Source organism: Roseimicrobium gellanilyticum (assembly GCF_003315205.1).
GTDB classification, from domain to species: Bacteria; Verrucomicrobiota; Verrucomicrobiia; order Verrucomicrobiales; family Verrucomicrobiaceae; genus Roseimicrobium; species Roseimicrobium gellanilyticum.
Map to the genome: position 1 here is coordinate 63,186 of NZ_QNRR01000019.1, position 13,029 is coordinate 76,214.

Genomic DNA, 13,029 nt, shown 5'->3' on the forward strand with positions numbered 1-13,029 from the left:
ACATTGTGCCCGCAATTGCAGTTTTCATCACCCCACAAGGCGCACTGCATTTTGCATTCCCACCAAGCGGGCACAGGAGGCTTCGGCCAAAAAAAAGAGCCCCACACCTTTCGGTGAGGGGCTCAAACAATGTTCCAAGACGGTCGCTCTTAGCTACTTCGTAAACCTCGCATCCTGCGGATTCCCCGCGGAGAGGATGTAGGCGATGAGGTCGAGCAGTTCATCCTGGTTCAGCGTATTGATAAGGCCCGGCGGCATCATGCTCACAGGCTGGGTCTTTTTGCTCTTCACTTCATCCGCGGCCACTTTCGTGAGCGAGGTGGGAGCAAAGGGGTTCATCATCACCATGAGATCACCATTCTCCTCCGCCACGATGCGGCCGATGACGAGGCTGCCATCCTTCTTTTCGATCTGGTGGCTGTCGTACTGGTCCGAGATCACCTTGCTGGGCTCAATGATGTTCTCCATCAAGTCGCGCAGGGTATAGCGGCTGCCAGCGCCGGTCACGTCCGGTCCGATGCTGCCACCATCTCCACCGAAGCGGTGGCAGGTGAGGCACAGCGTGGAAGTGAACATGGCCTTGCCGTTTTCGAAGTTGCGGTTCTTCAAGCCACCCTCAGCGAGCTTCAGCACTTCATCGATAGTGTAGGCGCGGCCCGGCCCTTTCGGCGCCACGAAGTTCGCCACCTGAACAGCATCATTCTTCGCGGAGAGTGCATCCAGAGCGGCGCGTTCTTCTTCAGGAGCAAAGTTGGCCAACGCCTCCTGGCGGGTGTTTTCAATGAATCCCTTGAAGCTGTTGCCACCCTTCCACTGACGTGCGCGTGGGAACCATGAAAAGTAAGTCTCACGGGACTCCTTCGTCCAACCGGCCGTGGCGTTTCTCAATGCGAACATGTACGAGATCTGCTGGCGGTTCGGCTGGCTGCGATGCACTTCATCCGCAGCACGGGCATAGCCGGTATTGCGAGCCAGAAGTGCATCGCTTGCCAGCGCCTCGCTGTCGTCCTTCGCTGTTGCCATCAGGCCGAGCGTCTTGGCCACCACACGCTTCGACTCCAGGAAGATGAGGAGCTGCGCCAGCTCCAAGTTCGCTGCGTTGTTTTTCACGGGATACACGCTGTCGAGCTTCTCCGCGAGATCCGCGCACTTGTCCGGCGTGGGCTTGCCCAGACGGGTGAAGACCAGCTCATACGCCCGCAGAAGCTGCAACTGGTGATCGAGATCCAGCGAATCAAAATCGATGCGATCAAGCGCCGCCAGCAGCGCAGTTTGCAGTTCCACATTCTCAGGTGAAGTCTCACCCACCGCACCCGAGGAAGCGCCAGCCTTCGGCTTGCCTTCCGGCAGCGGCACCGGGCTGCCTACAGCGCCAATGCGAGCGAGCGCGATGGACGCTTCAATGAGAGCCTGCGGGTTCTGCTCCGCGAGCGCCTTGTCCTTCCACGCCTTCACTGGTTGGCGCTCGATGGCCACGCGCGCGGCGTAGCGCACAAAGCGGTCCGGGCTGGAGAGATGTGGCCACGCCTTCGCAATGGCATCCTCACCCGTGCCGTCCTCATGAAGCTTCTCCAAGTCATGGCGCAGCTTCATCTCCGGCGTCAAGGCCAGCGGTTCCGCAGCACCCGTGGCTTCGCTGCCCACATACGTCACACGATACAGCGCACTCTGCGTCCGACGCCCACCCACGGCGAAGTACATCGCGCCATCTTGGGGATGGATGATCATGTCCGTGAGAGGCAGCGGCTTCCCGGAGACAAATTCCTCCTTCACGCTTTCATACGTGCCACCTTTCGGCGTGCTGTGAATCACGTACATCGTGCCGTACGTCCAGTCCGCGGCATAGACCGCACGCTGATACTTCGCGGGGAACTTCGCCCCCGTGCCACTGACCACGCCCGTGGGGCTGCCAGGACCAATGTCTGCCGTAGCGGGAAGGCTGTCCGGGTAGAACGTGGGCCACTTGCCGGACCCGCTGCGCCAGCCGTAGTCCGCGCCGCTCACGCAATGATTGATGCGCGTGGGGCGGTACCACGGCGCACCCATATCCCACTCCATGTCCGCATCGAACGTGAAGAGCTCACCGGCGCTGTTGAAGGTGATGTCGAACTGGTTGCGGAAACCGTAGCAGAAGAGCTCCACCTTTTTGCCATCGGGGTCCATCTTGCAGATGTATCCACCGGGAGCGAGCACGCCACGCGCATGGCCGTTCGCATCCCACATGCGGGGCAGGATGTGATCCTCATTCCAGGCACGAGCGGGGCGGGAGAGCTCCATGTTCTCCGGCAGCTTCGTGTGGTTGCCGCTGTTGAAGATGATGCTCTTGCCATCCGGGCTCACCACCATGCTGTGCGTGCCGTGCTCACCACCGCCGGCGATCTTACGGAGCTGCTCCGGCTCACCGAAGGTGCCATCACCATTGTCCTTCAGCCTCCAGATGCCGCCAGAGCGTCCGGCATTCTGCGGTGCGCTCATCTCATTGATCATCACATACAGGCTGTCGAAGGCATACAGGAGGCCATGCGCGCCTCCAATCTTCACCGGCAGCGGCTCCACCTTTGCCTGCTCCTTGCTACCCACGGGCGGCACGGTGACACGGTAGAGACCACCATACTGGTCACCCACGAGCAGACGCCCCTTCGGGTCCACCGTCATGCTGACCCATGAGCCCTGCTCCGCTTTTGGCACGGTGTACAGCAGCTCCGCCTTGAATCCCGGCAGCACGGCAATCTCCTCCGCAGGGGTAGCGGTGGCGGGGCCATCGTTCTTCTTGTTGTTGCCCTTGGCGCGGTTGCCCGAGAAGACATCGCCCCATGGACCTGCACCCAGCGGCGCGAGCACTTTGGCAGTCGCCCACTCTTCCTTCCCTGTGTCGGTGCCCTGCCAACCTTCTCCCGTTTCCACGGTGGTCTTCTTGCCATCGGCAGTCTCGATCTCCAGCTTCGCAATGAGCGCTGCTGTGCCGCCCTGATTGCGCGCATCGAAGCGCAGTTCATTCTCCCCAGCCTTCAGCGCAGCCTTCACATCCGCCTTGGTCGCTTCCATCCAGTCCGGATTGGTGAAGACCTTCTTGCCATTGAGGATCGCGTCCGCGCCATTGTCACACGAGACACTCAGCGTGGCAGACTTCACTTCACCATCAATGGTAAAGGTCTTCTTGAAGGTCGCCTTCTGTCCGTCCGAGGCCTTCTTGGCGGTCCAGATCCACTGGGGAGCAGCCGAAAGGGAAAGAGGCAGCGGCAGGAGCAACGCGCCGGCGAGGAGTGATTTGAACTTCATCATACGGGTGGGAGCAAAAGGGCGAGAAAAAACGGAGGGGCGGCGGGCAATGTTGCAATGACGGCCCTGCCTCAAGCAAGAGTTCTTGATTCAAAAAAGGCCTGCGACGCAGCGCGCCGCAGGCCCTCGAAAGTTGAAGTAGCGTGAATTAAATCAGGCCAAGTTCCTTCACCGCATCACGCTCTTCCTTGAGCTCCTGGATGGTGGCGTTGATCTTGCCCTGGCTGAATTCATTCACCGGCACACCCTGCACGATTTCCCACTTGGAGCCGTTGCTGCGGATGGGGAAGCTGGTGATGATGTCCTTCTCCACGCCGTAGCTGCCGTCGGAGCACACGGCCACGCTGGTCCAGTCGCCTGCCGGCGTCGGGGTGGTCAGGGAGCGCACGGTGTCCACCACGGCATTCGCGGCGGAGGCGGCGGAGGAGGAGCCACGGGCCTTGATGATGGCTGCGCCGCGCTGCTGCACGGTGCTGATGAACTCACCCTGCAGCCACGCTTCGTCCTTGATGACATCCGTTGCTGCCTTGCCGCCAATCTTGGCGTTGTAGAAGTCAGGATACTGCGTGGCGGAGTGGTTGCCCCAGATGGCCACATTGCTCACTTCGCTCACATGCACGCCCGCCTTGGCGGCGAGCTGCGACTTGGCGCGGTTTTCATCAAGGCGCGTCATGGCGAACCAGCGGTCTGCCGGCACGTCCTTGGCGTTGTTCATCGCGATGAGACAGTTCGTGTTGCAGGGGTTGCCCACCACGAGCACACGCACGTCGGACGCGGCGTTCTTGGCAATCGCCTGGCCCTGGCCGGTGAAGATCTTGCCGTTGATGTTCAGCAAGTCCTTGCGCTCCATCCCGGCCTTGCGGGGCACGGAGCCGACCAGCAGCGCCCAGTTCACGCCCTTGAAGCCTTCGTTGATGTCGCTGGTGGGAGTGATGCTGTGCACCAGGGGGAAAGCGCAGTCGTCGATTTCCATCACCACGCCGCCGAGAGCCGCCATGCCGGGCTCAATTTCAATGAGTCGCAGCGCCACGGGCTGGTCCGGGCCGAACATGGAGCCAGAGGCAATGCGGAAAAGAAGAGAGTAGCCAATCTGGCCAGCGGCTCCAGTGACAGCGACAGTGATGGGTGACTTCATGAGAGGGAGTAAATGAGGTAGTGGGGACCGTCATCAAAGCCGGGACCGGCAGGAACGCAAGGAGCGACTGGAGAATGGTGGTGTCAGGGGTGGAAAGCCTGATTTTTCCGCCGCAAAAAGACGCAAAAAGTCACAAAAATGGGCTGCTAGGTCTGGCAGAATCTACAGGCGTGGCTGACTCAATAGTCCGGAGTCATTTCTGAAGCGTGCTGGCTGTAGGCGTACTTCCGAATCTGAAACTTCGGAGCTCCGAAGTTCATGAGGAGGCCGTGCTCCATACGGGTGGATTTCAGGTAGCCAAGGACCTGAGCGACGTGGACCTGAAGCAACGTTTTAACCGCCTTCAGTTCCACTAACACTACACCCTCCACGACCAGGTCCGCATAGTAGTCTCCCAAGACCGTACCATCTTGATCCAAAACCGGGATGGGTTGCTGCTGCTGGACATCCAACCCCAGTTTCCGCAGGCGATGCGCCAATCCGTTCTCGTAGACTTTCTCAAGATGCCCACTCCCATGGTACACATGAATCGCAAACGCGGTCGAGCGTACCACATCGCACAGTTCCCGGACGGTCATCATGCAGCGAGGCTTAATCCCCACACTGCCGACCGGCAATCACAATACCCATCGAATTTTTTGCGTCTTTTTGCGGCGAAAAAATCAGTACTACTCTCCCCTGATCACCCTCGCCCACGCCTCTGCTTTTTCGGCGAAGCTCAACTCGGGTTTGTCATAGAGCACCCCTCGCGAGACATTGATGAGCAAGGGCGCTTTGCGTTCGCTGCCCTTCAGCGCTGCGACATCTCCACCCTGCGCACCGAGGCCGGGGATGAGGAGAGGAACATCCGGGATGAGCGGCAGGATGTGGACCGCATTGGTGAGGCCCACCACGAGTCCGCCTTGCGTGGACAAGCCCGCCATCTCAGTCACATGCTGGAAGATGTGGCGACCGTGTTCGTCCTTGAGGAGTTCGATGTCCTTCGCTCCCACATTAGAAGTCACGGCGAGCAGGTAGAAACCCTTCTCCTGATAGGCAAGGAACGGCTCCAGAGTGTCGCGCCCCATGAAGGGATTCAGCGTGACCGCATCAGCCTTCAACACATCGAAGCAGGCCTTTGCGTAGTAGCGCTGCGTTTCGCCGATGTCACCGCGCTTCACATCCAGCACGACCGGGATGTCACTGGGGATGGCTTCGATGATCTCTTCCAGAAGCTTCATGCCCTCCCACCCCATGGCCTCGAAGTAGGCCGCGTTCGGCTTGAAGGCCGCGGCGAAAGGCGCAGTCTGCTCGATGACATCCAGGAGGAACTTCCGCGTCGTGTCATCCGCCTTGTCCGCGCGGACGTCGAGCCCCACGCAGAGATTGCTGTTGGACTTGGTGATGCGGGCCTGGAGCTTTTCGAGGTAGGTCATGGGCAGATTCATGCATGCCCGCCATGAGGCCCGAGGTCAAGCGGTCAGGACCCACCACCATGCAGTTCTTTCAGCAGGCTCAGGGCCGTCTCCACCAGCTTCTCCCCAGAGCCGACTTCACAGCGAGCGCTCACGACTTCGTAGTTTCCTTGCGGATAGGCTTCACGGTTCGGGATGTAGCCGATGCTGCCATTCGCCAGCTCCGCGATGAAGGTGTGCTTGTAGGGAGACGCCGCCTTGATGGCCAGCCCCAACTCGACAAAAATCTCCCCGGGCAAAGACACGATGGCGAGCTCATCGCTGAACGTGATCACCTGCACCTCCGCTTCGAGAGGCTTGTCCTTCAGGTTCACGGTATCCAGCGTACAAAAAGCCTCCGCCATGGGTACAGTGCCGAGCTTTTCCGTGGCCATCCTCGCGACCACATCCCTTGCCTTCGCAATCTGCTCCTCCGTAAAAGAACGTCGCGGAAGAACGACCCTCACAGACTTGGAGCGTGGCGCACGTAGCGTCAGTGCTTTCAAGTCAGGCCAGGACTTCTCTGCCACATCCGCGAGCACACTTCCAAGACGGTTCGCCTCAGCCACGCCGGACTGCCTTGGCGTGTCCGTCATGTAGTTGTTGTGATTGATATTCCCACAGCATCCATTGGCGAAGATGGTGATCATCTCCTTCCCCCTCCGCTCACTGAGAATGCGGCAGAGCGCACCGGGATAGTCCGCGGAAATGCGCGTGCCACCTCCGATCGAAGTCGGATGCATGGCAAAATTCACATACGCGGCCAGGGGAGCAGGGCGTGATTCCTTGGCCTCGAAGACAAGCAAACCCAGATCCGGGTCGATGGGACCGGCAGGCTTCAGCACCCGGGGATCCAGCTTCCCCGGCTGCCAAATCAGACTGCCATCCTTCCCGATAGCACGGCGGTTGAAGCTGATGCCCTCAGCTTTTCCCACCGTCGCCGAGGCCTTGGCGGCAGCCAGTTTTGTCTTGGCCTCGCCCACCGACTGGGACACAAGGGCCGGCAGGCCGCCGTTGTACTCTTGTCCCGGAGGGGTGTTCACCTTGGTGAGGTCATCCATCATGGAGCCACGGATGAGCTGGGGCCCTGTATGGGTGTGCGTGGCGGAAATCATCACACGCTCACTGGGTATCCCGTGCTGCTCCGCGATCAGTTTTCGCGAAGAATCGACCATCGCCCGCGTGGTGCTGATCAAGTCCAGCACCACGAATGCCGCCAACTCTCCATCCTGCTCGACCACCACCGCCCTGGAATAGATGGGATCCAGTGCTCCCTTGGCAGCACGGAACTGATAATATCCTGCCAGGGGCGCGCCTTCCTTCGGTGTGATGTCGACCTGTGCTGCGCCGACGCGGAATTCACCGGCCTGTGCTTCTGACGAAAATGCCGCCCATGACACCGATGCCGCAGCGAGAAGTGGAAGAAAGGTGCGTCGAACAATCATGACTGGAGATGGAAGCAAATGCCTTCCATCCAGAACGGCTCACAGAGGCTCGCTCACATCACTCATTTGTGCCTGCTTCCACCTCAAAAGTGCCGCCACCACCAGCGGTGCAGCACAAAGAATCATCCATGGAATGAACGGGGAGTGCTCCAACCAGAAATCGGACGCCGTTGCAGGTCCTTTCTCCTCATTGCCCACCATGATTTCGACGAAAGGCAAACACGAAGCCCACACCACGGTGGCGAACAGTCCCACGATGGCATGAAATGCCGCCTGAAATGCCGTCGCTCGATAGGCCCATGCAAGCCAGGCATAGCCCAGGGTCACTCCCAGAGTTCCCAACAAGGTGATGCCCAGATCCTCCACATCGTGCGGCACCGACTCAAGCATCCACGTCGTAATCGGAGGCAACTTCCTCCGATCTCCAATCAGCTCCTCAACGTGGCAGTCGAACGCCTCACAGACAATCGACGCGCCAAACACCATGGTGCCCGCGCCGAGAGCACAGATCACCGTGGCGATGAAACGGCGGAGGTTCTCAGGGAACATGATTGGGAACGGAGGCCGGTAATTTCTGCGCATCGGCGCGCAAAAAAGCAGTCTACCAGTTCTCCACTCCGCCGACTACCTCGAAAGCAGCACTTCATTCCCCAGCACCACGGTATCCACGCGGCCCTGAAGCGTCTTGTTGATGAAGGGGGTGTTGATGCTCTTCGACTTCATGAAGTCGCGGGAAAAAGTGCTCGTCGCGCCCGGATTGAACACGATGAACTCCGCAGTACCACCCTCCTCGATGGGCACAGGCGCGTGTCCCAGCAGGCGGCGTGGCTCCGCAGAGTAGCGCTTCACCACGAGGTCCCAGCCGAACTTCCCGTCCTTGATGAAGTAGTGATACAACGAAGGCAGTGCCGTCTCCAGACCCGTGATTCCGAAGGGCGCACTGCCAAAGTCGCTATTCTTCTCGAACTCGGTGTGCGGTGCGTGGTCCGTGGCGATGACATCAAACACCCCATCGATAAGCCCCTGCAGCAGCGCCGCATTGTCCTCCTTCGTACGGAGTGGCGGGTTCATCTTGTAGTTCGTGTCATACTCGCCCACATCCTCGTGATTGAAGATGAGGTGATGCGGCGCGACTTCGCAGGTGACCTTCACCCCCTCTTCCTTGAAGCGGCGGATGGTATTCATGCCACGCGCCGTAGTCACGTGTTGGATGTGCACATGCGTGCCGGTGTACTGCGCGATGCGGATATCACGATCCAGGCAGATCTCCTCGCTGATGGCAGGGATACCTTCGAGGCCGAGGCTGTAGCTCTTGCTGCCTTCATGCATCGAGCCCTTGCCACTGAGTTCCATGGTCTCGCAATGGCTTGCCACGATGAGACCAAAATTCTTCGCATACTCCATCGCGCGACGCAGCACCACGGGATTGCCCACCGGATAGCCGTCATCGGTGATCATCACCGCGCCAGCCGCGTGCATGGCACCGATGGCTGCGAGCTCCTTGCCCTCGCGTCCTTTCGTGATCGCACCACTGGTGTAGATGGGAATGCGGCACTTGCGCGCAGACTCCAGCACCGTCTTGATCACGCCTGCAGTGTCGATGGCGGGCGACGTGTTCGGCATCATCACGAAGCCGGTCACACCACCATTGATAGCCGCCTCGCTGCATGTGCGGATGTTTTCCTTCTGGTCCTGTCCAGGCTCGCGTGCGTGTACATGCACATCGAACAATCCCGGCAGCAGAATCTTGCCGGAGCAGTCGATGACCTCGACACCCTCTCCCGCGGCAATCGAAGGTGCCACCTGCACGATCTTGCCATCCTCCACCAGCACATCCGCACGGGTGAGCTTGGGGCTGTCTTCGCTGGCGATCTCGGCGTGTTGGAACAATCTCTTCATACAACAGCCTCCTCCGTCGCACTCCCCGGCTTCAACCAGTATAACACACTCATTCTCACCGCAATCCCATTTTCCACCTGCTGATCAATCAGGCAGCGCTCGTAGGTCATCACGTTGTCCGTCAGTTCCACACCGCGGTTCACGGGGCCGGGGTGCATGACCCAGACTCCAGCATCACGGACACGTGCGAGACGGTCGTCTGTCATGCCAAACTGGCGATGGTACTCACCGAGGCTCGGGAAGAAAGGCACATTCTGCCGCTCCATCTGCACGCGCAGGAGGTAGATGACATCCGGCTTCCACGCGTAGAGCTCCGCCCACGAGCCGAAGACCGCGATGTCCTGCGGCAGGTCGCGCGGAATGAGCGAACTCGGCGCCAACATGGCCGTATGCATGCCCATGCGGCGGCATAGGAGATTCGTGGACCGGGCCACGCGCGAGTGCTGGATGTCGCCAATGAAGGCGATACGCGCCCCGCGCACATCTCCGCCGAAGACCTCCTTCAAGGTGAACACATCCAGCAGCGCCTGAGTGGGATGGGCATGGAATCCATCACCCGCATTGATGACCGAGGCCGTGGTGTTTTTCGCGATGAGATTGGGAATGCCCGAGTTGCTGTGGCGCACCACCACATAGTCCGTGCGCATGGCTTCCAGCGTGGAGATGGTATCCAGCACGCTCTCCCCTTTCACGACTGAGGATGTGCTCACGGAGAAGTTCACCACGTCCGCCGAGAGACGGCTCGCTGCCACTTCAAAGGAAGAGCGCGTGCGTGTGCTCGGCTCGTAGAAGAGGGTCAGCACCGTGCGACCACGCAGCGTGGGGACCTTCTTCACGCTGCGCTTGAAGAGATTCTTGAACGGAACAGCGTTGGTGAGGATGAAGTCCAGTTCTTCATCCGTGAGGCTTTGGATATCCAGCAGGTCTTTACGAGGGGTCATCGACGGCCTCCTTCTGTCACATACACGGCGTCTTCGCCATCCACTTCTTCAAATCGTACGGAAACACGCTGGCCATCCGCCACTTCCACGCCCTGGCCTACATAGTCCGCACACATCGGCAGTTCCCGGCCGCCTCGGTCAATCAATACGGCCAGCTCAATCTTGCCGGGACGGCCATGGTCGAGCAACTCCTCCAGAGCCGCGCGTGAGGTACGGCCCGTGTGCATCACTTCATCGAAGAGGATGACGTGCATGCCATCCAGGTCAAAGGGGATGTCCGAGCCCACCAGCTTCGGCATGATCTCCAGCGACTTCAGGTCATCGCGATAGAGCGAGATGTCCACGCGCCCGATGCGCAGGTCTGGAAGCTTCGGCTTGAGAAGGGCATACACACGCTCAGACAGCGGCACACCGCGACGGTGAATCCCCACAAGGGCTAGATTCTTGCCCGGCTTTTTTTCCTCAATGGCGGAAGCAATGCGCTCAATGCGCTGGGCGATGTCTTGCTTCGTGAGGATCGGCTCTTTGTCCGGCATTAAAAGCCAAGTGTGTCGCGTCTGTCACCGGATGCAAGCGGAAGTGCGCACCGTTATTCCGTGCGCTTCCTCCGGCGGAAGGGGTGTAGCATCTGCCCCAGATAGCTCCGGGGGATCGGCTCGTGAATGCCAAAGGACTCAGGCTCATGGTCCGGGCAGCGGTAGGTACCGAAAAGGATGTCCATGAGCGGCGAGATGTTCGCGTAGTTCCCCGCATCACGCGCCTTGTCATGATGCCAGTGATGCAGCTCCGGAGCCCCGATGAACATACGCAGCGGACCAATGGGCAGGCGGACATTCGAGTGGATGTAGATGGCCCAGATGCCCCGGAAGGCGATGAAACCCGCCAGCGTTTCCAGCGGGAATCCCAAGATGAAGGCCGGAAGATTGATGAGGCCGATGGTGTAGATGGAATCCACCGGGTGCTCCCGGTGCGCCGCCAGCCAGTCCAGATGCTCGGCACTGTGGTGGATGGAGTGGAAGCGCCACAGGAAGCCCACCTTGTGCTGCAGGCGGTGCCCCCAGTAGATGAGGAAATCACTCAGCACCACCACCTCAATCGCCTGCAGCCACCACGGCTGCGCCGCCACGCCCATGCGGAACGACTCCGGGACGATGGCGTGTAGCCATCCCCGGCACACATAGAGCGCCGAAAACACCAGTCCGCTCCACAGCAGGTACTGCCCCAGCAGGAAGAAGAGATCCGTCCACCACTCCGGGCGGAAGAACTTCTGCTCCTTTGCAGGGAAGAGCTTCTCCAACGGACGGAATACCAGCGCGAGGAAGAGAATGCTCAGCCCGGTGGAGAGAATCAGACCGGAGATGTTCATGGCGATGCCGGGGCGGACGTTTCAGCCTGGGGCTGGATCACGGGCTTTTCCGTCTTCGCTGCTGCGGGCGGCGCGTTTGGCACGGGAGCCTGTGTCTGGGCAGCAGCCGGCGGGGATGGAGGCTCGGGGCGGAAGATCGTCCCTGACTTGCTGCTCGTGAAGATGGGAGCATTCTGGTTCCAAGCGGGATCAGGCGTATTACCGTCGTGAAATTTTACAGGCGGCAACGCTCCCTTCTCCGTCAACTTCCGAATAATTTCCGGGTTCACGGACGGAGTCGACATGCTTTTGGAGCCTGCCATCATGACCCGAGATGGAGGTGGCGCCTGCTTGGAAGCAACCTCGGCTGGCAGCGACAACGACGCCCCCTCTTTTGATCCCTTGCCAATCGTGAGGATTCCACTCGGAGCGGTGATCACCGGCCCTGCAAAAGTCTTGGACCCTGAGAACAATATCACAGGAGCCGGTTGCGGTGGCGGCTGAGGAGAAGCATCGGCCTGCGCTGGCAAAGGTGGCGGCACAGGCTGGCCTCCCGTCGCAGACGCAGGCGCAGAGCCCGGACTGCTCACGACATCCCTGAAGACACCCAGCTTGCTGCTCGGCAGGATCGCTCGTTCCCCGGCCTTCAGAGGTGTTCCGCTGTCCCCTGCGGCAGACTCAAGATTCAGGTCAATCGTCCCATCTTCGCGCGGGCGGATATCATTGGGAGTGACAGTCACATTCGCGCGCTTCGACCCCGGAAGAATGGTCGCAGGCGTCGGCTCTCCAACTGCCTGCACCCCAGCCTGAGGTTGGGCTCTGACATGTGAGTACCAGACGAAACCTCCCATCATGGAGAAGGCAAATGCGACAGCTCCTATGCGAAGGATGACTGGATGACCGGTCGACGCGGGTTTCATGACACGGAAGTCAAGGATTGAGAGCGATGCCCACTCAATAGGCACGCGTCTTCGTTGTACCCAACCACCCGCCTGAAAACAAACCAAATCGCAGCGAGTCGCTTTACATCCTGTTTACACAAAAAAATGGCAGGTTCGAAAACCTGCCATCCACTGACTGGTCGGAGACCAGCTCTTAGAAGACTCAATCCGACTACTGCGCCAGCTTCAGGATGCGATGCGCGAACATGCACGCATTCAGACCTGCCTTGCTGTGCAGACCCACCGTGCCGAGCGGCACCTGTCCGGGAACCTGGCAGATGGAAAGCAGAGCGTCGATGCCATTGAGCGGACCTCCGGGGACGGGCACGCCCACCACGGGATACTCGGTCTGCACGGCCACCACGCCAGGAAGCGCAGCGGAGAGACCTGCCACCGCGACAATCACGATCTTCTCGCCGCTCGCGTTCAGCTGCTTGAGGTACTCAGCGAGCTCAGCGTGATTGCGGTGGGCGGAAAGCACGCGCTCTTCATACGCGACCTTTTCCTTGTCCATGTAATCGCGGCCGGGCTGCATGAATGCCTGGTCGTTGGCGCTTCCGTAGATGATGACGATCTTCACGAGGGTGTGGTGGTAGGGTGGTTGGTTGTTG

At 59.9% G+C, this 13,029-nt stretch carries 12 protein-coding genes; all 12 read right to left on the minus strand.

Features of this window, described 5'->3' with window-relative positions; translation table 11 throughout:
• Nucleotides 1-153 precede the first annotated feature (153 nt).
• Nucleotides 154-3,282, minus strand: coding sequence for a c-type cytochrome (locus tag DES53_RS30605; RefSeq protein WP_113962147.1), 3,129 nt, complete (start codon nt 3,280-3,282; stop codon nt 154-156).
• A 145-nt stretch (nt 3,283-3,427) separates the two neighbouring features.
• Nucleotides 3,428-4,414, minus strand: a complete 987-nt coding sequence (locus DES53_RS30610; RefSeq protein ID WP_113962148.1) for a malate dehydrogenase — start codon at nt 4,412-4,414, stop codon at nt 3,428-3,430.
• A gap of 179 nt (nt 4,415-4,593) precedes the next feature.
• Nucleotides 4,594-4,995 (minus strand): GxxExxY protein, encoded by a 402-nt coding sequence (locus DES53_RS30615; RefSeq protein WP_113962149.1) that lies wholly within the window; start codon nt 4,993-4,995, stop codon nt 4,594-4,596.
• Nucleotides 4,996-5,082: 87 nt separating this feature from the next.
• A complete protein-coding gene (pyrF, locus tag DES53_RS30620) occupies nt 5,083-5,829 on the minus strand; it encodes an orotidine-5'-phosphate decarboxylase (RefSeq protein WP_113962184.1) in 747 nt (248 codons plus the stop codon).
• 44 nt (nt 5,830-5,873) lie between these two features.
• Nucleotides 5,874-7,292: a neutral/alkaline non-lysosomal ceramidase N-terminal domain-containing protein gene (locus tag DES53_RS30625; protein ID WP_113962150.1), complete on the minus strand. Its 1,419-nt coding sequence runs from the start codon at nt 7,290-7,292 to the stop codon at nt 5,874-5,876.
• 39 nt (nt 7,293-7,331) lie between these two features.
• Complete coding sequence (locus tag DES53_RS30630; RefSeq protein ID WP_113962151.1) at nt 7,332-7,841, minus strand: hypothetical protein; 510 nt, start codon at nt 7,839-7,841, stop codon at nt 7,332-7,334.
• A gap of 75 nt (nt 7,842-7,916) precedes the next feature.
• On the minus strand, nt 7,917-9,191 hold the full coding sequence (locus tag DES53_RS30635; protein WP_113962152.1) for a dihydroorotase: 1,275 nt from the start codon (nt 9,189-9,191) through the stop codon (nt 7,917-7,919).
• Entirely contained in the window at nt 9,188-10,132 is a 945-nt protein-coding gene (locus tag DES53_RS30640; RefSeq protein WP_113962153.1) for an aspartate carbamoyltransferase catalytic subunit, read from the minus strand. Before DES53_RS30640 ends, DES53_RS30635 begins: the two co-directional genes overlap by 4 nt.
• Nucleotides 10,129-10,668 (minus strand): bifunctional pyr operon transcriptional regulator/uracil phosphoribosyltransferase PyrR, encoded by a 540-nt coding sequence (pyrR, locus tag DES53_RS30645; protein ID WP_113962154.1) that lies wholly within the window; start codon nt 10,666-10,668, stop codon nt 10,129-10,131. Before pyrR ends, DES53_RS30640 begins: the two co-directional genes overlap by 4 nt.
• Nucleotides 10,669-10,721: 53 nt before the next feature.
• Nucleotides 10,722-11,498 (minus strand): sterol desaturase family protein, encoded by a 777-nt coding sequence (locus DES53_RS30650; RefSeq protein WP_113962155.1) that lies wholly within the window; start codon nt 11,496-11,498, stop codon nt 10,722-10,724.
• The gene (locus tag DES53_RS30655; protein WP_147263729.1) at nt 11,495-12,397 is read right to left on the minus strand and encodes a hypothetical protein; all 903 of its coding nucleotides are present in this window, start codon (nt 12,395-12,397) and stop codon (nt 11,495-11,497) included. Before DES53_RS30655 ends, DES53_RS30650 begins: the two co-directional genes overlap by 4 nt.
• A gap of 193 nt (nt 12,398-12,590) precedes the next feature.
• Complete coding sequence (locus tag DES53_RS30660; protein ID WP_113962157.1) at nt 12,591-12,998, minus strand: AIR carboxylase family protein; 408 nt, start codon at nt 12,996-12,998, stop codon at nt 12,591-12,593.
• Nucleotides 12,999-13,029 lie beyond the last annotated feature (31 nt).

What these genes read in the sequence shown, in the direction of transcription:
- DES53_RS30605 (WP_113962147.1), bottom strand. Translation starts at nt 3,282, where the DNA reads ATGATGAAGTTCAAATCACTCCTCGCCGGCGCGTTGCTCCTGCCGCTG.
- DES53_RS30610 (WP_113962148.1), bottom strand. Translation starts at nt 4,414, where the DNA reads ATGAAGTCACCCATCACTGTCGCTGTCACTGGAGCCGCTGGCCAGATT.
- DES53_RS30615 (WP_113962149.1), bottom strand. Translation starts at nt 4,995, where the DNA reads ATGATGACCGTCCGGGAACTGTGCGATGTGGTACGCTCGACCGCGTTT.
- pyrF (WP_113962184.1), bottom strand. Translation starts at nt 5,829, where the DNA reads ATGACCTACCTCGAAAAGCTCCAGGCCCGCATCACCAAGTCCAACAGC.
- DES53_RS30625 (WP_113962150.1), bottom strand. Translation starts at nt 7,292, where the DNA reads ATGATTGTTCGACGCACCTTTCTTCCACTTCTCGCTGCGGCATCGGTG.
- DES53_RS30630 (WP_113962151.1), bottom strand. Translation starts at nt 7,841, where the DNA reads ATGTTCCCTGAGAACCTCCGCCGTTTCATCGCCACGGTGATCTGTGCT.
- DES53_RS30635 (WP_113962152.1), bottom strand. Translation starts at nt 9,191, where the DNA reads ATGAAGAGATTGTTCCAACACGCCGAGATCGCCAGCGAAGACAGCCCC.
- DES53_RS30640 (WP_113962153.1), bottom strand. Translation starts at nt 10,132, where the DNA reads ATGACCCCTCGTAAAGACCTGCTGGATATCCAAAGCCTCACGGATGAA.
- pyrR (WP_113962154.1), bottom strand. Translation starts at nt 10,668, where the DNA reads ATGCCGGACAAAGAGCCGATCCTCACGAAGCAAGACATCGCCCAGCGC.
- DES53_RS30650 (WP_113962155.1), bottom strand. Translation starts at nt 11,498, where the DNA reads ATGAACATCTCCGGTCTGATTCTCTCCACCGGGCTGAGCATTCTCTTC.
- DES53_RS30655 (WP_147263729.1), bottom strand. Translation starts at nt 12,397, where the DNA reads ATGAAACCCGCGTCGACCGGTCATCCAGTCATCCTTCGCATAGGAGCT.